The organism is Candidatus Dependentiae bacterium (assembly GCA_003511165.1).
Classification (GTDB): Bacteria; Babelota; Babeliae; order Babelales; family UBA12411; genus UBA12411.
Genome location: DOJW01000007.1, coordinates 46,483 through 67,421 on the forward strand (window position 1 = coordinate 46,483; position 20,939 = coordinate 67,421).

Sequence of the window (20,939 nt, forward strand, 5' to 3'; positions counted from 1 at the left end):
TAGATTTTTTGTTGCTTGCTTCGCTATCTAAAAATGTATACCTTAGAAATATATTTTATTAATATTTCAACAGTTACTGGCGGAGGGTATATGACACAAGCAAATATACCAATGGAACAAGGGTTATTACAGAAGGTCACCGATATTCCAAGCAAGATTTTACTTCATCACGAAGTCCAAAATTTACCTCAAATATTACTTCATTATCTAGGGCACGAAGATTGCTTTGGTCTAAAGCATGCGGCTTATTTTGTAGACAATCCAGATTTCGACCATTTAATTGGTGTTGCAGGTTATTCAAATCAGGATCATTGCTCTAAAGCAGCAGAAGATTTGTGGAAAGATCCAAATTCATTTCATGAAGCGATTACAAATTTGGATTTTAATAAAAAGGTGAGAAGTTATTTTCAAGATAGCTTAAAACGTAAAAACTCTGCGGATCATGATTCTGTTTTAGTTCATAAAATTGCAAAAGATATTGGAATAGAAAATCCACAAATGTTTTCTTGGAATGTAAAACATGGAAATCATGGATTATTTATTTTTGAACCAAAATCAGAGTTATCAGATTTTTCAAAATCACTTTTAAAAAATTCTGCAATGCTTCTAGGATTTTGTGCGATAATCTAAGTTTCAACTAAAAGGAAAAAATGGAGAGTAATAAATGGGTTTCCTGCTCTGTGCAGGAAGCATTATCTGTGTTGAAAACTTCTCAAAATGGTCTATCGTCAGATGAATCTTCTAATCGATTAAAAATTTATGGACTTAATGAAATAAAAGAAAAAGAGGTTGGTTTATTAAATCTTTTATGTAAACAATTTCAATCTCCATTTTTATATTTTCTTGTATTTGCTGCTTTGTTATCTCTTGCTGTTGGTGAACATATTAATTTTTTTGTTATTTTAAGTTTTATTTTTTTTAATGTTTTTCTTAGTTTTTATCAAGAAGCAAAAGCCAATTTAGCGCTTAAACATCTTAAAAAATTTCTCAAATTTACTACCAAAGTAATGCGTGATGGTAATGTTCAAAGTATTGATAAAACTCTTTTAGTTCCGGGTGATATTGTTTTACTTGAAACTGGAAATATTGTTCCGGCAGATATTCGTGTTATCGAATCTAAAAATCTTTTTGCAGATGAATCTGTTTTGTTTGGTGAATCTATTCCTGTTGCCAAAATCGCTGATGGTGAAACTGAGCAAAGAGATGTTTCTGAATACAAAAATATTTTGTTTGCAGCTTCAACGGTAGTTTCTGGAAGTGGCATCGGTGTTGTTGTGGCAACTGGTAAAAATAGTGAGTTTGGGGAAATCGAAAAATTGGTTAGTAACATTTCACGTGAAAGTATTTATGCACGAGAGCTTGCAAAGTTTTCCAAAATAGTTTTAGTTTTGGCGGTTTCTACGATTTTACTTATTTTTGGTATGAATGTTTGGATAAAAGGCGGTGCAAATTTTATTGATTTTGCAAACTTTTTTATCGTTTTGCTTGTTGGGATTGTACCGGAAGCGTTACCCGCTGTTGTTACTTTTGCGCTTTCGCAGGGTGCACTTGCTTTGGCCAAAGAAAATGTCTTGGTGAAGAGATTATCATCTATTCAAGATTTGGGGGATATTGAAATTTTATGTAGTGATAAGACCGGAACATTAACTGAAAATATTTTGATTTTGGAAGATGTTTTTGCAGAAAATAAAGATGAATGTTTATTTAAGGGTCTATTAAGTTCTTCGTATTTAAAAAACAAAACAAAACCCATTTCAGGTTTTGATAGTGCTATTTTTAATTATTCTAAACAAGATTTAATTTCTAAAGTTGAAGATTTTAAATTGATTGCTGAAAATCCTTTTGATCCTGTAAAAATGCAAAGCAGTGTGGAAGTGCAAAATGAAAAAGGAGAGCAATTTTTAATTGTTAAAGGCGCAGCAGAACTGCTTTTAAATTCTTGCAGTTCTTTTTTAAAAAATTATTCCAAAGAATCGATTGAAAAAGAATTAAACAAATTCGGTCAAAATGGTAGAAGAACTCTTGGAATTGCTATTAAAAAAATTGATAACGATTCTAAAAAATTAGAGTATTTGAAAGACTTGCAATTTATTGGATTTTTTATTTTTTATGATCCTATAAAAGAGTCAGCAAAAGAGACTACAACTCTAGCTGCAACTTTGGGCGTAAAAATCAAAATTATCACCGGTGATGCGAAAGATGTTTCTTGCGCAGTTGCAAAAGATATCAATTTAATTTCCGATGATTCGCTTGCTGTGGTAGGAAAAGATTTGGAAAATTTATCACAGGAAGATTTTGCGATAGCGTGCGAGAAGTATGCTGTTTTTGCACGAATTTCTCCTAGCTTGAAGTATAAAATTATTGAATCGCTGCAAGCAAAATATGAAGTAGGTTTTTTGGGTGAGGGAATGAATGACACACCTGCGCTTAAAGCTGCAAATGTTGGTATTGCAGTTGAAGGTGCGATAGATGTGGCAAAAGATGTTTCTGATATTATTTTGCTCAAAAAAGATTTGCTTGTTTTGATAAAGGGCATCAAGGAAGGGCGGGCAATTTTTTCAAATATTAATAAATATATCAAAGTAACGATCGCAAGCAATTTTGGTAATTTTTATTCGATGGCGCTTATATCTCTTCTTTTTCCATTTTTACCAATGCTTCCTATTCAGATTTTATTACTTAATCTTTTGTCCGATTTACCGTTAATTGCTATTGCAACTGATAGTATAGATCTCGAAGAGCTGCAAAAACCAAAACTAAATAAACTTAGCGCATCAATCTTTTTGATACTCATTATGGCATTAGCAAGTTCTATTTTTGACTTTATATTTTTTGGATTATTTTATAGCAGTGGCGTTGATAGATTGCGAACGATGTGGTTCATTTTAAGTACATTTACAGAAGTGGCTTTGATTTTTTCACTGAGAACTACACATTTTTTTGCTCGTGCAACACGTCCAAGTTCTTTTTTGATTGGAATTTCTGCTTTTACAATTTTAACAGCAATAGTTTTGCCATTCAGTTTTGTCGGTCAAAAATTATTGTTTTTTGTTCGACCTCTGCCCAAAGATATTTGGATAATAGTAATGCTTGGAATTTGCTATTTTGTTGTCAGCGAGATTGCAAAACAACTTTATTATTTCTTTGCTAATTCTCGGAAGAGAAATCGGGTTTTAAGCTGAAGGTTGTTGAGTTTCTTGAGATTCACATTCAATGATTTGTTTGTAATTAGAAATTATCGTTATTAGTCCTTCAAAACTTTCAAATTTTAAAGAACTATTTAATTCTTTTTGATCTGATATATATTTTTCAATCATTTGTTTTAATTCTAGAAGAAGTTGTATTGCTTTTTGATTTGTAATCTTTTTTGCAGAATGTTTTTTTTCAATTTGGGCAATTAAACTTTCAAATAAATGATACCTTTTTTCTAAGGTTTGTTGATTGTCGGGTTGTCTATTAGCTGCTCTTTTTTGTTGTTCAGTTTGAATTTGAGCTCTTACATCTGGGCATGCTAGCGGATGTGCAGTTCTTGCGGCAAGTTGTGCGGAAAGAGTTTGTAATAGTTTTTGACTTGCGGCTAGCTCTTGTAAGTTTGCAGCGAGGTTACCATCTTTTTGTAATGTTTGTGGTGATCCTGCTAATAAAGTGTAACGTTTTGTCATTTTATTGATGTTTGTAATCATTTCTGTGACAGCTTTACGCATTTCTTCTAATTCATAAGCTACTGTTCCACTACCATCGGGCTTAGGTTTGCCCAAAGATTGTTGTAAGCGTTCATTTGTTACTTGAAGTGATTTCATTAGTAATTGAGTTTCTGCCATTATACCATTAATTGTTGTTGGTTTTTCTGTTGGTTTTGCCAATTCAGCCAAACCACCCGTTCTAGAAATAATACCTTGAGTATTGTATCCAGATATTTGTTGCATTAATGAATTACCTGTTCTTAGAGAGCTTTTAGCTTCTTGAGTAACTTCGGCAAATTGTTGTAAAATCGTGTTGATTGGAGGTACAAGTTGTTTCATTGTTGTTAATAACTCAGAAACTTGCTTAGTTACCTCGGCCGCGTTATCAACGGCTTTAGATACACTTTTGCTGGATGTGAAATACCATCTAACAGTTGCTGCGATTGCTAAAGTTATTCCAATGGCAGATGATGCGTATGCTAAAGTTTTCCAATTCCATCGTGATGGTTGTGGAACTATTTTTACAGGTGTTTTTACAAAATACGCCGCTAAATGGGATAAAAATGGATGATTTTTTCCGCATTGAAGTGGAATCGATGTTGAAATACCTAATGCAAAGATAAGCATTATTAAATTAAATTTTTTAAAATTAAACATTTTATGCCCCCACGAAGCAACTTTTAAATTTTCAATTTGTTATTATTTGTTACTAGGCTAAAGTTTTTAGTAAAAAGTTCAACAGGGTGAGGGGAAAATGATCAAAAACAGTGAAAATTGATATTTTTTGGTTGATTAATAAAATTTTGCTTATTTTTGCATAGATTTAATTGCTACAAAATCTTCGTTTTTGTTACTTAAAAAGTCTAAAGTTGCTCCGCCGCCTGTGGAGAGATAGTCAATTTTATCGGCGACATTAAACAAAAAAGCTGCTGCAACACCATCCCCGCCGCCAATCACTGTGTAAGCATCACTTGTGGCAACAGCTTCTAAAATAGTTCTGCTTCCTGCTGCAAAATGGGGATGCGTATAAACGCCTGCTGTTCCGTTTAAAAATATTGTTTTCGCAGACTTAATTTCGTTGCAAAACATTTCTATTGTTTTAGGTCCGATGTCAAAACCTGCTAAATTATTAGGAAAATTTTTGTGATCTATTAAAATTTTTGTTTGTGATTGCAAATTTTCGCTTCCATAGCTATCGATTGGCAAAATTATGTTCACATTTTGATTTTTGGCTTTTTGCATTATGTTTTGTGCGATTTCAAGTGATGCAATTTCAACTAACGATTTACCGACTTCTTGTCCTTGAGATTTAAGAAAAGTGTATGCCATAGCGCCGCAGATTAAGATTGATTGTGGGCGAATGGCTTGTGGTTTATCCAAAAAAGCTTCGATGAGAGGAATTTTATCTGCGACTTTGTTACCTCCCAAAATTAGGATAAATGGTTGTTTGGGGTTATTTTTTATCTTTTGAAGATTGTTAAATTCTTTTTCCATGAGTAGGCCAAAAGCTTTTTTATTTTTTTCAAAAAGCTCGGGTAAGAGAGTGATTGATGTGTCATTTCTATGTATCAGTGCAAATGCGTCATTTACATAGAAGTTTGCAAGCTTCTTTAACTTTGTTGCAAATTGTGGATCGCTTTTTTGTTCGCCGCTGAAGAATCGTAAATTTTCAAGCAGTACAATATCGCAATCGTTAAAAGTTGGAGTTTCATCGATCGTTGATAAATATTTTATTTTATAGTCTTTTGCTGCAAACCAATCGATAAAAATCGATGTTGAAAGTGATTGATCGATATTGAAATTTTTGTTTTCTAATTTTGGTCGTCCGAGGTGTGATGCTAGTACTATTTTGCATTTTTTGTTTAATAAATAATCGATGGTAGGTAAAATTGATTGAAGTTTATAATCTTCTACGATTTTTCCGATTTTTAGAGGGACGTTTAAATCTGCTCTTAAAAAAACAGTATCGTTTTCCTGTAAAATCAAATCTTTTAGTGTTGGTTTAAGCATTTTTAACCTTTTTTAAATTGAAAAAACTAACTTTTTTGTGAAATTATGACAATTTTTAATACTACCGTTTGTTGATAACTTATTTATTTTATAAAATCAATTAAATTACGATAATTTAGCGTTTTTGAAAGACGAGCTGTTTGTGAAAAAAAATTCTAATTTGATTTTATATCTAAAAACATTTTTATTTTTGATGGCAATAGGTTTTTGTCTAATTTTGTGTTCATGCGGAGATCCTGAAGTTAAAGTTGTAGATGCTCCAAAGCCTAAAATTTTACCAAATTCGCAAGCGCCACGACAACTTTCTTTGTATAGTCAATATTCAAATCCTCAAATGCTTTTTGGAGATGAAAATGATCAGCCCGAGGGGCTTGGGCGATCTAAATTTAAGCGTGAAAAATCATTGAAAAAATCTTTAGTAGATGATGATATAGCAAAAGCAGTAGCTTTGAGTATTGCGGATGAAAGGCGTAAAAAAGAGGAAAAACAAAAGGAAGATGAGTTTTTATCTCAAGCGTTAGAGCAATGTTTTCAAGAGCAACAACGAACATTTACAAGTTTATTCGACGAAAATGAAGCTCTTCGGTCTAATTCTGAAAATATTTTAATGTTAAATCCTTTTAAAGATCCTAGAATATTTTATGTTCGAAGTATTAGGCAACCAAATGGATGGTTATGCGGTTATTTTGCTTTGTTTAATGCTTGGATGATTGAAAATTGTGTTGAGCAACCTCAACAAATTCCTTTACAAGAACAATTCTCAAAGTTTTTCTCTCCTGTAAATTATAATTTTGTGAAATTTAAAGAATTTTATGATCAATCATCGGTGCGCGCATATGCTCAAAAAGGTTTGCCGGCAATACAACCAGATTTTTACTCAGAAGAAATATGTAAAAAATTTGCATTTCAAATATTATGTCCAAGTGCAACCAATGAAAATAATATTAATTATTTGGAGAATGATGGGATGGGCTGTGTTTGGGAAAATTTGCATAGAAGTTGTAATGAAAGTGAATTTTACTTTTTATGTTTTGTTAGGGGCTCGGTACAAGATTTGAGAATAGATAAAGTAGGTACAAATTTTTCAGGAAGCAATATTGTAGAAGTTTGTAATGTTATTAAAGACAAAATTATAAATGATAAATCAAAAATTACATTCTTTTTTTGTAATACAGGAGATCATTGGTTTTTGGTTGCAATTTTAAATTATCCAGTAAATCCATCCATGATAATAATGGACTCTTTAAATAGGCAATTACATGAAACAAACGATCTAAAAATTGTTATATTTTTGAAACAACAATTTTTAGATGATGAATTAGAAGTTTGTTTTTAAATTTATTCCATTCTTAAAACTTCTGTAATTTTAATAAACTTTGTTCGTTTTGCCGGAATCCATGTTGCCAAAAATCCAAGCAAAATTGTGCAAACAAAAACTACAATAAAAATTTCAATATCCATTCTTGCTGGAAGGTGTGAAACATAGTAAACATCATCTGGAAGTTTAAAAATTGGATATTTTTCAAGTAAATAACCGGCAATTCCTGCGAAAAATAATCCTAAAGAAGTTCCCAAAAATGTTATTGTCATTCCGATCGCAAGAAAAATATTCTGAATTTTTTTGTTATTCATTCCCATTGTTTTGAAAATGGCGATATCACGTCTTTTTTGTTGGATCAAAATAAAAAGAAGCGAAATCATATTCATACTTGCAACAAGAACTATCAGCGCAAGCAATAGAGACATTCCATATTTTTCAAGCTTCAGAGAAGAGACAAGGGCGGGATATAGATCTTGCCATGTTTGAACATTAAATCCAGGTAATCGCTTTTTAATTTTTTCTAAGATCAAATCTGTTTGCGATTTGTATGAAAATAGATTTGCAAAAAAGTTTTTATAAAATTTTAATGTAAAAAGTGAACTAAATAAAAAAGATTTATTTTCTTCTTTGAGTTTTAGTGAAACCTGATCTGCTCCTTGTTCTTCGAATAGTTCATTTAAAAATTTTAAATTGCAAAAAGCACATCCGCTATCGTACTCTTCAAGTCCTACTTTGAAAATCCCGGCAATAATGATATTAACTTTTTTTAGATAAATTTTGGTTTTAGTACCTTCTTGTGGTACCAAAGCAGAAACGGTATCGCCAACTTTGAGTTTGAAAGCAGATGCAATTTTTTCACCGATTATTATTTGATTTTCTTTTAATAACCCTTCTAAATTTTTGTAGTGTGAAATTATTTTGGATGAGATATTAGTAACATTTTGTTCATGAGCTGGTTCAACACCTTTTAGCAAAATTAGAGTTTGATTTTTATCATGGTTTAAAATTATTTGACGGTCGCTGCCTCCGCTGCAGTCTTCGACCTGTGATGAAAAATCTTTTGCAAACATTTGGCGCAGGCTAGCAGGGTCAAGTTTATTTGCAGGGTAGTTGATTATGACTTGTGCGCTTATACCTTGAATTTTTTCATGGATTGCTTTTTCGAATCCATTTGTGATGATGAGCGTCATCATTAAGGCGAAAGATCCGATCAAAATACCAAGAAAACAGATCTTCATCATGATCGAAATATTTTTATCTTTTTTTTTGAATCTTATGTATCTCCAAGCTATGGAAAGAGTTAGAAAATTCATAGTATTTCCTTTTGTTTTAGATAATTTTTTATTTCATTTTGTCGTGCTTTTATTATTTTGTATAACTTTAGTATACTAAACCGACTTGTTGTAAATATAAATTTTATGAATTTGAAAAATTTCGGAGGCATGCAATGTCTTCTTTTAAAGTTGTTGATTTTGCAAAATTGAGTTTTGTTTTTGTTTGTCTATTTTTATCTTCTTGTGTTAAATATTACGATGTTTCTAAAGATGAGTTTCCTCAGGGGGAAAAGAAAGCAATAGATAGAGACATAGTCGCAGAAAATCTAAAATCTCAAAGTGTTTATGATCAATTTTCAACCGAGGCAAAATTTTCTATTTTGTACATGTCTGATGATATGAGAGAACTTTATACAGAAAATTATTGCTGGCAAAATGGAAAAGATGAAAATTTTAAAGTTGCAATGATGAGACGTCAGTTTGAAGAAAATCGTGTTTGGAAATCATTTTATATTCATGCAAAGATTTATGATGAAGATAATAGATCTCTTGCAGACAAAGATTCGCTTTGGACATTTTATCTTGAGACAGAAGATGGGCAACGTATAGCTCCAGTGGATAGAATAGAAGTTGATCCTATTCCTTCAGAAATAATGTCGTTTTTTGGAGATATTTATTCTTCATTTAGACGAACATATTTGTTTAAATTTCCGGCTAAAGATACAACTGGTAAATTGTATGTTGCAGAAGGTGCAAAATTTAAAATGGTTATAAGTTCACCAGATAAGCAATGTGCGATCGAGTGGCAAGATAAAATAGATAAAAAACTTTTTTCAGAGAAAAAGAAAACTAAAAAAACAAAATCATTAGGAGCGTATGAAGATATCTATTGGATGTGACCATCGTGGTTTTGAATTAAAAGAATTTTTAAAAATCGAAATAATTCAAAAATCAAAAGAGCTTTTCGCAGATAATTTTGCGATAGCGTGGAGTGATATAGGCGCTTTTAATGATACTCGAAGTGATTATCCATTATTTGCACAAAAAGTATGCAAAGAGATTTTAGATAAAAAGGCGGATTTTGGAATTTTGATCTGTGGTTCTGGTGTTGGAATGTCGATTGCTGCGAACAGATTTAAAAAAATTTATGCAGCACTTTGTTGGAATGAGCAGGTTGCCAAGCTTGTTGTTTGCCATGATGGCGCAAATGTTTTAGTTTTACCTTCAGATTTTGTTTCAAAAGAGGAAGCTCTTAAAATTATTTCTATAGTTTTAAAAGAGTGGCATTCCAAAAAAAACATCGAAAAGAGATATAAAGATCGTTTAAAAATGATAGAAAGTTTTTAGATAATTTTTTTATTAATTCTATTAATATCATTTATATTGTTTGAAAGTTTTAATAAAATCACGTAATTTGCATATCAATGGCAAATTTATTCTATTTAACTATCTCTAAAAAAAATTATAAGTTGTATGAAAAAATTATTCTTATTTGTGCTTTTAATTTCAGGTCTAAATTTTCAAAGTTTATTTCCAGGTTTTCAGCTTTTTAATGAACAAACTATTGCTAATTTTATATTATCAACAAGAGAAAATCCGCAACAGATATCGCAAGCTATAAGCTTATTCAAAGATTGCATTAAAGATGGGTTTACACATGCGGATTGTATGCTTAGTCGATCTGATTTGCTAAGAATGATTGATTTGGGAAAAAGTAGTTTTCCTGGTAATTATTTGGAACATACTCATTGTGATCAATATTTCTTTTTATTTTTAAATTCGTTTAACAAAATTTTGAGAGATTTTAATTTTATAAATGAAGATTTTGTTGAGGCTTTTGTTTATGGTTTGGGTAATGAATGTAATTTATCTGCTAGAATTCATTTGAAAGATTTGATAGAAAAATTTCAGCAAAATATTATAACTGATAAAAGAAGAGAGGTTCGGCGAGTTATTAGTCAATCTGTTGAAAGTATTATTTTATTTATGCCATCAGAAGCAGGATTAAATATTTCGGATGATGAAAAGGCAAACGCTTTTAGATTGTTTAGAGATTGTATTCAAGGCAACTTTCTTAGCATAAATTTTAAATTGAGTAAGTTAGACATTGAAAGAATGCTTAGTTTAATAGAAAAAAAATTTCCTAATTCATATTTTCGTAGATCGCATACTTGGGATTATTTTTTCAATCTTTTGTCTTCATTTAATTTTATTTTGAGAATTTATAATTTTGATCAAACGGATTTGGAAGAAGTTTTATCTCCTTATTTTGAAGATACAGGTTATATGACATTTTTGATAAACGAATTTAAACGTAGAATTATTAATGAAAAAAGAATTATTTTTGAAGAAATCATTAGTAGATGTATTCCGGTTATTTTATCTACGGATCCAAATGATTTAGATGTTTTACCAGAAGCGCAGGTATCGAGGCCTTTAAGGTCAGAGCAAATTGGATTTATGTTAAATGAAATTATCATGAAATTGTCTATCGCGTCATTTTCTCGAATCGATTTAATTGAAGGGGCTGTCATAACCGAGCTAAGGTTGTTAAATAAAAAATTAAGAACCTATGGTTTTGATTCAAATGATCTTCATGCTGTTCTTTCTAGATATTGTAAAGGAAATTCATACATGTTACCTGGACTTGTTTATAATTTAAGCTTATGTGTAGGCAGAAATGTTGAATCAGCAGAGCCGCTGTCTCAACCAAGATCCATTCCAGGACAGGATCCTTTTGTACTTGAGTCAAGAGAAAAGCATGCTTTTTTGCAGCGCAAGCTTGCATTAGATGCTTTGGCAGAAGAAAATACATTAGTAAGAAATGCAAAAATATTTAATCAATTAGCACAAGAAAAACTAGCTTTACGGGCTTCAGATGGAAGAGCATCGGGTGTATTTGCTAACTTGCCGCAGTATGGTCGTTCATCAGAAGCATTTGATTCTTGATTAAAATGAATGTTCTTAATTTTGATTTCTAAATATTTCTAAAATTTAAATAGATTTGTAAAAATGCAAAAAATGCCAAATTTTGTATTTTAATCTGTAGCGAAATTCAATTATCATCGTAAATTAAATGGTTTTTTGCTGTTTTCTGTAAAAAATGAGGTAGGGTATCTAGAGTTTTTTTATAGAAATAGTAGAATAAGTGTATTATTTAACTATTAAACAAAGCGTCTTAAATCGCGACTTAATTAAAATCAAATTACACATAGCATTAAATTTAGAAGAATGGAGTTTTATGAAAAAATTATTTTTATCTTTATTTTTAGCGTTAGGAATAAATTTTCAGAGTTTATTGCCAATGAATTCACTTTTTAGTGAAGAAACTGTTAAAAATGTTGTTTTGTCGGTTGAAGAAAATAGGATAGAAACATCTGAAGCATTAAGCATATTTAATTGTTGTTTTGAAGGCGATGTAAACAATCGAAATTTTCAATTAAGTAGGTCAAGTTTAGAAAGAATGATTGAATTGGGTCAAAATCGTTACCCAGATAATTATTTTACACATACTCATCAAGTTATGCCACCCTTTAATTTTTTATGTTCATTTAATAAAATTTTGAAAGATTTTAATTTTAGAAGAGAAGATCTTGTAGCCGTTTTTGCACAATACTTTAGTGATAGACGCGGTTTGGAGTTTTTTATTGATAGATTTAAATTCGAAATTATGAACAAAAAAAGAAAAGAATTAATAACTGTTATTAGAGATGCTCTTTTACCTATTCCTTCTGCAGAAGGATTTAATGTTGCAGACGAATTAACATTTTCAGCCTTAAGTTCGCTTAGTAATTTAATAGAGGGTGATTCTAGTAAAATAGATTTTATATTAACTAAGTATGATTTAGAGAGAATGTTAAAATTATCTATAGAAAGCTTTTTAAGTAGTGCTCCTTATCATCTAATGCTTTCACCAAATGAACTTTCAACTCGTTTATCTTTGGTTAATAGAATTTTAAGAATTTATAATTTTAATAAAGAAGATCTTATAGATGTTTTGGCTCCTTATTTTAGTAATATAGAACCATTAATTGATTTAGTTACTGAATTTAAAAATAGAATTATGGATGAAAAAGTAGCGATTGTAGAACAGTTGATGAATGAACATCTGACCGTTGATTTTTTATCAGTTGAGCCTAATGAAACAGAAATTCCTCGCTTGATGTTAATGCAACTTGGAGATTCTTCAAGAGTTTTAACTAAATATCAAATTGAAGACGAGATAAATAAAATGATTTATACATTATCCTGTGCTCCTTTTTTTCCTATATCTTTTATTGAGTCCCGTGTGGTTTCTAATTTCAAAATATTTAATAAGATATTAAGAATATACAATTTTGATTCAAGGGAGCTTTGTTCTATTTGTTCTAAATATTGTAAAGAATATTCTAGAGGTCTTATTCCTCTTTACGTTAATCGGTTGAATAGAGTAAAGTTGAATGGTGGCATATCAGGAGATTCTTCACCAGCAATATCGGTTCCAAGCTCTCCAGCTCCTCGTGAAGATTATGTAATTGAAAGATCAAAAATGATTTTTGCACAACAGCGAGAAAAAGTTGAACGAGAAGAAGTTGCAAGGCTTAGATTGATACAGTGTGGTGGCGGCGAAGCAGCGGAACAACAAGACTTTTAATTAAGATTAATAAGTATTGATAGATTTATTTTAAGGAGCATTTCTGAAAAGAAATGCTCCTTTTTGTTTAGGGGCAATAGAATACCTTTTGGTTAATTTGGTTTTCCTTTTAAAAATTGTTAAAATATCTTTGTTTTGTTGCAAGAAACTTTGAATTTTAAAAGGAAAAATGTATGGCCAATTTAGAAGAAAAAAAGAGTTTTAAAGATTCGCTTAATCTCCCAACTACCGGTTTTTCTATCCGCGCAAACGCAGCTCAAAAAGAGGCTGAACTTTTGCAGCGATGGGAAGATGAAAAATTGGATGGAAAAATTTTAGAAAAAAATATTGGCAAGGAAAAGTTTATTCTTCACGATGGTCCACCGTACGCAAATGGCTCTATTCACATGGGTCATGCTTTCAACAAAATATTCAAAGATATAGTTTGTAAATTCAAAAGAATGAGTGGCTTTCATGTTCCTTTTAAACCAGGATGGGACTGTCACGGACTTCCTATCGAAATCAAAGTTAACGCAGAACTTAAAGAAAAAGGCCAAATTAATTTAGATAGAGTTGCAATAAAAACTGAATGCAGAAAATATGCAACCAAATGGATAAATATTCAGCGAGATGAATTTAAAAAACTTGGAATTTTTGCAAGTTGGAATGATCCTTATTTAACCATGGATTTTTCTTATGAGGCTTCAATTTTGCGTGCTTTTGCAAAATTTGTTGAACAAGGTTATATCGAACGTAAATTAAAAACAGTTCCTTGGTGTTTTCATTGTCAATCCGTTTTGGCAGCTGCTGAAATCGAACATCAAGATAGATCTGACCCTTCATGTTATATATTTTTCCCACTAACTACAGATGCAATTTCAAAAGTTGCTTCGAATGTTAAAGATTTGGAAATCGGGATGCTTGTTTGGACAACAACTCCTTGGACGATTCCATTAAATCGCGCTGTGGTTTTAAATCCTAATGCACAATATGTTTTACTTGAAGGCAAAGATAACAAAGCGTTTTTTGTAGCAGAAGTTTTGGCGGATAATATTTGCAAAGAACTTGGAATTGAAAAGAAAATTTTAGCAAAAGTTAATACAACAGATTTTGCTACTAAAAAAGTAGGACATCCATTTATCGATAATTTAGAAGTACCAATTTTGCATGATAAAATTGTAACATTAGAAGATGGTACTGCATGTATGCATATGGCGCCAGGGTGTGGACCAGAAGATTACCTTCTAGCTGTTGCAAATGGCATTGAAATTTATTCTCCTTTGACTGTTGATGGAAAATATTCATCTGAGATAAATCCAAAAGAGTTAGAAGGAATGGTTATAACTGATGGCCAAATTTGGGTAATTAAAAAGTTGGCGTCACTTGGTAGATTAATTCATAAAGCCTCTATAAAACACTCATATCCACATTGCTGGCGATGTCACAATGGCTTAATGTTTAGAGCAACAAAACAATGGTTTTGCAATTTACAAAAAAATAATTTACTCGAAAAAACACTCAAAGAAACAGACAAAATAGATTTTTATCCTGAAAGTGGAAAATTAAGATTTAAAGCAACAATTGGTGGTAGGGCAGAATGGTGTATTTCGCGTCAAAAAAATTGGGGTGTGCCAATCGCCGCAATTCTTTGCAAAAAATGTGACAATGCTTTTATCAATGGCGAATTGATTGGAAAAGTTGCGGATAAAGTTGAAAAAATTGGAATTGAATTTTGGGATAAGATGACTGTGAAATCTTTGATCGATGAAAAGATTTTAGCATCGGATTTTGTATGCCCTCATTGCGGTGATGCTTCAAATTTTGAAAATTTAGATCTTGAGAGAGATATTTTGGATGTTTGGTTTGACTCCGGTGTAAGTAGTTTTGCAGTTTTGCAAAATAAATCGGAAAAAAATTTACAGTTTCCAGCGGATTTATATCTTGAAGGTTCAGATCAACACAGAGGCTGGTTTCAAAGTTCTCTGCTTTGTTCAATGATCATGAATGATATGGCGCAAACTAAAGCTATAGCAACTCATGGATTTGTTGTGGATGTAAAAGGGCACAAAATGTCGAAGTCGGTCGGAAATGTTATAGCACCTTTTGATATTGTTACCAAATATAGCACAGATATTTTGCGACTTTGGGTAGCAAGTTGTGATTATGATTCAGATATGATTTTGTCCGAAGTTGTTTTGAAAAATGTTTCAGAAGTTTATAGAAAAATTAGAAACACATCGAGATTTTTGATTTCAAATTTGTATGATTTTGATTTTGCAAAAGATGCAGTTTCGCTTGATAAGATGCTTAAAATAGATCAATATGCACTTGCAAGGCATAGCGAAGTTGAAAAAGAAATTCGAGATTCTTATGAAAACTATAATTTGATCAAAATTTCTCAAAATTTAAGTGCTTATTGCGCAAACGATTTGAGCGCATTTTATTTGGATATTGCAAAAGATAGGCTTTATACAGATAAAAAAGATGGGCTTAATCGTAAATCTGCACAAACGGTTTGTTATTATATTTTAGATTCTATGACACGATTAATGGCGCCAATACTTTCATTTTTGGCAGAAGAGATTTCAGATGCTTACCAAAAAGACAAAAAAGATTCGATTCATTTGCAAGATTTGATGGCTTTTGAAGATATTTGGGAAGCGCTAAAAATTCAATCAAGTGCTGCAGGTAAATTTTCCCAAGTTCCAACCGCTTATTCCAAAGATAGTGAAGAATCATTGTTGTTTAAAATGACAAAAGAAAAACAATGGGAATCACTTAAAGAGCTTCGCAATACTATTTTAAAATCTTTGGAAGAAAAGCGTGCGGAAGGAATCATCGGTCATTCGCTCGAGGCTAAAGTAACTTTTTATCTAGATTTGGAAAATGAGCAAGCTAATATGATTGAAAATTTTATTTTGGAATTACAGCAAACTGAAATTGTCGAACGGTTTTTCAAAGATTTATTTATTGTTTCGCAAATTCAAAGAGTTTTACATTCAGAAGGTTTATCAAAAACAAGTTCACCATGGATTTATTTAAAAGTTGAGCATGCCGAAGGTGTAAAATGTCCTCGCTGTTGGCAGTGGAGTGAGACAAAACATGAAGATGGAATTTGTAGTCGATGTGATGAAATTGTAAATAAATAAATTTACTCAACAAAAAGCGGCGTAAGAAAATTATTCTTACGCCGCTTTTTATTTTTTATGCTGTGATTTATGGTGCTACGACTGGAAGTGCAACTGGCGCAGCAGCTTCTTTTGCTTTTCTCTCGTTAGCTTCTTTTAAAGATGCGCCTAACTCTTGAAGTGATTTTTGAAATTTTTCATATTTTTCTTGAAATTTTTTATCTTCTTTTTGCCATTCAGTTTTTTCTTTATGACTTGCAGATTTAAACTTTTTCTGTAGATTTTCTAATTTACTTTGTTGTTTAGATATTTTCTTTTCTAATTTTTGTAAAATTTTTAGTTTGTTATCGATTTTTGTTTTTCGTTCAGTTTCTTCTTTTTCTGATGCAGCTTTAGTTTCAGCAGATTTTAATAAAGTTTTGATATCAGAGTTTTCTTCTGATGCTTCTGAAATCAATTCTAAAATTTTTTCTTTTAATTCATTTTCTGTTGCCGCTAGTTCAGCGTCGCTAACTTCTTTTTCTCTTGGCAATAATGCACCAATACCAGGTTTTTTGAGTTCCTTTGCGTTTTTATCCGCAGCTGCTGGTAATTGACCTATGCTACCACCTACCGATGTTTTATCATCTTTTGGAGATTTGGGACTTTTGTCTTTAGATTCTTTATCATCAAAAGGAGAAGCGGAGGAATATCCTCCGCTTCTGTAACTTGGGCTACTGTAAGAAGGATAAGAGCTGCCACTTCCGCCATAATAATCACTACCATAACCACCATAGGAAGGAGCATTGTAGCCTCCAGGAGATCCACTAGAGTAGTAAGAAGGATAATTATAATATCCAGAAGAAGGAGTTTTCTTTTCACGCGCTTTTCGTTTTTCTTCAGCCGCTTTTATTTTTTGTTCAACTTCTTTTTTAGTTTCTGTGACTTTTGGTTTGGAAAATTTTATTACTTCTTTTAATTCTTTATCCAAAATAGGTAAATATCGTTCTAACGTTTTTCGGATTCGATTTAAAGCCATTTTTACAATGTTTTCAGTTGATGGTTGAGGGGCTTGTTGTGCGGATTGTTTTGGCGCTTTATTTTTTGTAGGGAGATCTAAAATTTCTTTTCCTACAAATGGTGGATGTGTTGTTAATTGTTTTATCGATTCATCGGTTGGATCATTTACAGCAACTTTAACTGTTTGGGGTTCCGAGGTTTGCTTTGGGATTGCAGTTTTGCTAAAAATATTTTTTATAAAATCCCAACTTGTAATAAATCCATTTTTGATAGCATTTATTATTCGTTGATACCATGTTTCGGTTGCTAGAGCCGCGTCTTCTGTTTTGGGCGTTTCTTGCGTTTTAATAGAGGTATCTTTTGCGGATTCTTCAATTTTTTTAATTCTTTCATATGCAGGTTTAAATTCTTTTTTACCTCTCTCGGTCGGCAAGCTTTGTTCTTTTCCAGCTTCTTGTTTTAATAATTCTTCTTTGGATATAGGCGGTGTAATTGTTATTTGCATTGCTGAAATTTGAAAATCTTGATCGATTGATTTTAACTCATTTAAAAATTCTAAAATTTTACTTCTTAAAGAGTTGAATTTGGCATTAAAAAAAGATATTTGATAAATCTCGTCATTTTGGATTGACCCCATCGACGTACTTATGCTGTTTAATTCTTTTTCAAAAATCTTTAATCGGCTTCTTTTGTATACATCTAAATTTGCAATATTTGATTTGACTGATGCTAATGCATTTTTAAACTGACCGATGTAAAAGTCGAAAGCTTCTTTTTTATGTTTAGGAAGGGAAGGTTTTTCGGGGGTTTTTGGGGTATCTTTTTCTTTTTTTAATTTATCCGCATCTTTATCTTTTTTTACTACAGGTTTCCAGGGTTGTAAAAAGTTAGTCTTTTTATCTTGTGGTATTTCAACTTTTTCTTCTGAAGTTTCTTTGTCAGCAGAAGGTTCTTTTTCAGCCTCAACATCTTCTTTTGTTCCTTGTGGTTCTTGGGGGGGGATAATTTCAGGTTCTTTTGGAGCTACTGTTTCTTGCTGCTTTTGTATTTCTTGCTCTATTCCTTTGGCTATTTCTTCGATTATTGGCAGATTTGCCGGATCTTGCATGAATTTTTCGGCTTCTCTTAAATCCTCTTCCGATAAGTCTGCTCCGAACATTTTTTTATATTCTTCTTTTATCTTTGCTTCATCTTCAGGTGCAAATTGCACTGTGGACAAATCTTCAGTTGGATCTGCTTGTAATCTTTTTAAAATGCAAAATTCAAAAATTAAAGCAAAACTAAAAAATGAAAAAATTATAATTAAGACTTTTTTGTTCATTTTTATTTTCCTATTTTTATATTTTAATTGTTTTTTTACTTCATCAAAATTAGTTGGTTAATCGGAATAAAGTCAATATTGTGGATTTTATAAACCTAAATAATTATTCTTTACGTTAGTTTTTTAATTTTGAAATATAAAAATTTGTTAAGAAATTATTTATGGTTAAAAAATCAAAAAATGGATTTTTATTAATTGAGCTATTGATTTGTATTTTTGTGTTATCACTCATTTTGCTTGGTATTGGTAACATTTACCTGTCTATTTTTAAAATTAAATATTCAATAGATAATAGTATGAAGCAAATTGATTTGGTGAGAGAAAATATGGAATCAAATAAGATAAAAATGGCCAATAATGCAAAGTAAAAAAGCTTTTACATTAATTGAAATCTTGATTTATTTGCAGCTGTCAGTATTTATATTTTTGATTGTCTTTAATCTGCTTTTTTTCTTTTGTAAGAATCTCGATATTTTGCAATCTTTACTTGACCAAAAAATTTCGCAGCAATTGGCAGTAGATTTGATTTTTAGAGATTGCTTGAGCGCATCTCAATATCCAAGTGAATGGGATTTTGAAAACAAAGTTTTTAGGAAAAAATTTTTGGATGAAAAGTTAAATTTAAGTTTTAAAGATTTGGGCTTTGATATAAAAGATAAAAAGCTAATCAAGTACGAGGGAATGTATGATTTTAGTACGCAAAAATGGGTTGATAAAAGTAGCAATACTTTATCTTACAATGTAAAAAATTTTAGTTTTATTCCGATAATTGCGTCTGAGCAAAAAAACATTTTGGGCTTGAAAGTTGTTTTAGAATTCGAAAAAAGGGGAGAGCATATTTTTTATGTTTCTTTGCAAAACCGAATTTTGTAAAAAAAATGATGCGTTTGTTTTAATATATGTTTTAATTTTTAGCGCTGTTTTAGCACTGCTTTCTTTGATAACATTTCAAAAAATTAATTATTCATATCAAATATGCTTTGAGCGAGAGACTTTCTATCGCAATTTTTATATTACTGAGATGATCTTGGATAAAACCTTAATTATAATAAAAAGAGATTTTGCAAAAGTTGAAAAAATCTTGCAGAAAGAAGGGGCAATCAGTTGGGATGGGCAAGGTGTGCTTGAAGAGATAAAAAATAAAAAAGATAAATTTTTTGATAAAATTGCAAATGATGTTAGTTGCCAAATTAAAATTGAAAATTTGCCAAAAGTAAAAAATAAGTTTTTATTATCGGTTTTTTTGACCAAAGAAAAAGAAAATTTATGTGTAATTTTTTGTGTGTTTTTTAAAGATGCAAAATCAGAAGAAAATGAGCTTTTTACTTCGTATTTTACTCTCCGCAGCGTTATTTAATTTATCTTATTGGGTTGCTGATTATTGTGGGTTTTGTATCTTGTTTTTTTTGTTTCCACTTTATAGCTTTTTTGTACGTAACTTAAATCTAAAAAGATTATTTAACGTTGGGCTAGGGTGGGGGATTTTAGCCTTTGGGGGGAATCTTTTTTGGGTTTATGTTTTGATTTCTACAAAAGCGGATTGTAGTAAGTTTATAGCATTTTTAATTTATTTTGTGCTTGTTTTGCTGATGGCGGTTACCGCTGGCTTTTTCTTTATTTTACTTAAATTGTTTTTAGACAAATTTAAAAATAGAGCATTGAAGATTTTTATATTTTTATTCGGTTGGTACCTGTATTTTTTATTTTTGGCAGATTATTTTCCCCGCATTATTGGTAAGAATGTTAGATATCCTTTTATTTTGCCGGTTGTTCCTTTATCAAGTTTTAAATTTTTTCTAAAAATGGTTTCATGGGTGTTTTTGCCGTTTAATGGAAGTTATAAAGAAAAAATAAATTGTGATTTTTTATATTTAAAACCGCATTCACAATATTTAGATAAAAGTAGAGCAGAATTAGCAGGGGATATTTATTGTAAAATAAAATATTTAAACAGCGATAAAAGGCTGTATAACAACAATGTAAATGAAATAATTATTGCACCAGAGTCGATGTTTCCATTTGTGTTAAATTATGATTTAAAAGTTTTAAATCTAGTAGAAAAAGTATTATTACCAAAGCAAAAATTGATTATCGGAGCAAAACGGCAAGAAGGTGAAAAATATTTTCAATCTGTTTATGTCATAGAACAAGGTCGCATAATCCAATTTTATGATAAAACCATTATGATGCCGTTTGGTGAAAAATTATCTAAATTTTGGAAAACATATTTTAATTTCGCTGCGGATTTTTTCTTAAAAAATAAAATTGCGTTAAGTAAAGGTAAAAGTTCAACAAAAACATTTGTTTTAAATGATAATTGTGAGGGGATTCCTCGCATTTGTAGCGAATTTTTTTGGCAAAACGATAAGCAGCTTATACCTTTTGCAACTAAACAAAATAAAGTGATTTTAGCTTTTGTTGATGATGATTGGTTTTGTTCATATTTGCGCAAACTTATGACAAATTACGCAGCATTCAAATCCGCTAAATTAGGAGTTTCAATTATTTATATAGATTTTAGTGGAGTTACAAAATTTCAAAATTAACGAAGATATTTGATTTTGTAATTTTAAAACCTTTAAAATTACTTT

Annotated in this window: 16 protein-coding genes; 12 read left to right on the top strand and 4 right to left on the bottom strand. The window is 30.8% G+C overall.

Translation table 11 applies throughout. The features are described 5' to 3' along the window. Positions 1-90 precede the first annotated feature (90 nt). Complete coding sequence (locus DEA20_02980) at positions 91-630, top strand: hypothetical protein (GenBank protein HBS48132.1); 540 nt, start codon at positions 91-93, stop codon at positions 628-630. 20 nt (positions 631-650) lie between these two features. Then, entirely contained in the window at positions 651-3,182 is a 2,532-nt protein-coding gene (locus DEA20_02985) for a hypothetical protein (GenBank protein ID HBS48133.1), read from the top strand. Here DEA20_02985 and DEA20_02990 read toward each other — a convergent pair. Together DEA20_02990 and pgk are read right to left on the bottom strand one after the other, a co-directional pair. Further along, positions 3,174-4,340 (bottom strand): hypothetical protein, encoded by a 1,167-nt coding sequence (locus DEA20_02990; protein HBS48134.1) that lies wholly within the window; start codon positions 4,338-4,340, stop codon positions 3,174-3,176. The two genes, DEA20_02985 and DEA20_02990, sit on opposite strands and share 9 nt — an antisense overlap. 150 nt (positions 4,341-4,490) lie before the next feature. Further along, positions 4,491-5,693, bottom strand: coding sequence for a phosphoglycerate kinase (gene pgk / locus DEA20_02995; GenBank protein HBS48135.1), 1,203 nt, complete (start codon positions 5,691-5,693; stop codon positions 4,491-4,493). A gap of 142 nt (positions 5,694-5,835) precedes the next feature. On the opposite strand from pgk, the gene DEA20_03000 reads away from it, so the two are divergent. Continuing rightward, positions 5,836-7,029 carry a hypothetical protein gene (locus DEA20_03000; GenBank protein ID HBS48136.1) on the top strand — a complete coding sequence of 398 codons (1,194 nt, stop codon included), beginning with the start codon at positions 5,836-5,838 and terminating at the stop codon, positions 7,027-7,029. A 2-nt stretch (positions 7,030-7,031) separates the two neighbouring features. Here DEA20_03000 and DEA20_03005 read toward each other — a convergent pair whose 3' ends face one another. Next, the gene (locus tag DEA20_03005) at positions 7,032-8,327 is read right to left on the bottom strand and encodes a hypothetical protein (protein ID HBS48137.1); all 1,296 of its coding nucleotides are present in this window, start codon (positions 8,325-8,327) and stop codon (positions 7,032-7,034) included. 134 nt (positions 8,328-8,461) lie between these two features. Here DEA20_03005 and DEA20_03010 point away from each other — a divergent pair, with 134 nt between their 5' ends. The 5 genes from DEA20_03010 (at position 8,462) to DEA20_03030 (ending at position 16,049) form a co-directional block, all read left to right on the top strand. Beyond that, positions 8,462-9,187 (top strand): hypothetical protein, encoded by a 726-nt coding sequence (locus tag DEA20_03010; protein HBS48138.1) that lies wholly within the window; start codon positions 8,462-8,464, stop codon positions 9,185-9,187. Continuing rightward, positions 9,165-9,635: a ribose-5-phosphate isomerase gene (locus DEA20_03015; protein HBS48139.1), complete on the top strand. Its 471-nt coding sequence runs from the start codon at positions 9,165-9,167 to the stop codon at positions 9,633-9,635. Before DEA20_03010 ends, DEA20_03015 begins: the two co-directional genes overlap by 23 nt. Before the next feature lie 126 nt (positions 9,636-9,761). Next, a complete protein-coding gene (locus DEA20_03020; GenBank protein HBS48140.1) occupies positions 9,762-11,237 on the top strand; it encodes a hypothetical protein in 1,476 nt (491 codons plus the stop codon). A gap of 292 nt (positions 11,238-11,529) precedes the next feature. Continuing rightward, the gene (locus tag DEA20_03025; GenBank protein HBS48141.1) at positions 11,530-12,921 is read left to right on the top strand and encodes a hypothetical protein; all 1,392 of its coding nucleotides are present in this window, start codon (positions 11,530-11,532) and stop codon (positions 12,919-12,921) included. Positions 12,922-13,094: 173 nt separating this feature from the next. Beyond that, on the top strand, positions 13,095-16,049 hold the full coding sequence (locus DEA20_03030) for an isoleucine--tRNA ligase (GenBank protein ID HBS48142.1): 2,955 nt from the start codon (positions 13,095-13,097) through the stop codon (positions 16,047-16,049). Between the two features lie 67 nt (positions 16,050-16,116). Here the strand turns inward: DEA20_03030 and DEA20_03035 are convergent, their stop codons facing one another. Beyond that, positions 16,117-18,348, bottom strand: coding sequence for a hypothetical protein (locus DEA20_03035; protein HBS48143.1), 2,232 nt, complete (start codon positions 18,346-18,348; stop codon positions 16,117-16,119). A 161-nt stretch (positions 18,349-18,509) separates the two neighbouring features. Between DEA20_03035 and DEA20_03040 the strand changes: the two genes are divergently transcribed. From DEA20_03040 to DEA20_03055, 4 genes are read left to right on the top strand one after another with little or no spacing between them, the layout of a single operon-like run. Beyond that, on the top strand, positions 18,510-18,716 hold the full coding sequence (locus DEA20_03040) for a hypothetical protein (GenBank protein ID HBS48144.1): 207 nt from the start codon (positions 18,510-18,512) through the stop codon (positions 18,714-18,716). Further along, positions 18,706-19,221 carry a hypothetical protein gene (locus DEA20_03045; protein ID HBS48145.1) on the top strand — a complete coding sequence of 172 codons (516 nt, stop codon included), beginning with the start codon at positions 18,706-18,708 and terminating at the stop codon, positions 19,219-19,221. Before DEA20_03040 ends, DEA20_03045 begins: the two co-directional genes overlap by 11 nt. Then, positions 19,193-19,705: a hypothetical protein gene (locus DEA20_03050; GenBank protein HBS48146.1), complete on the top strand. Its 513-nt coding sequence runs from the start codon at positions 19,193-19,195 to the stop codon at positions 19,703-19,705. The genes DEA20_03045 and DEA20_03050 overlap by 29 nt, the downstream gene beginning before the upstream one ends. Beyond that, entirely contained in the window at positions 19,662-20,894 is a 1,233-nt protein-coding gene (locus DEA20_03055; GenBank protein ID HBS48147.1) for a hypothetical protein, read from the top strand. Before DEA20_03050 ends, DEA20_03055 begins: the two co-directional genes overlap by 44 nt. Positions 20,895-20,939 lie beyond the last annotated feature (45 nt).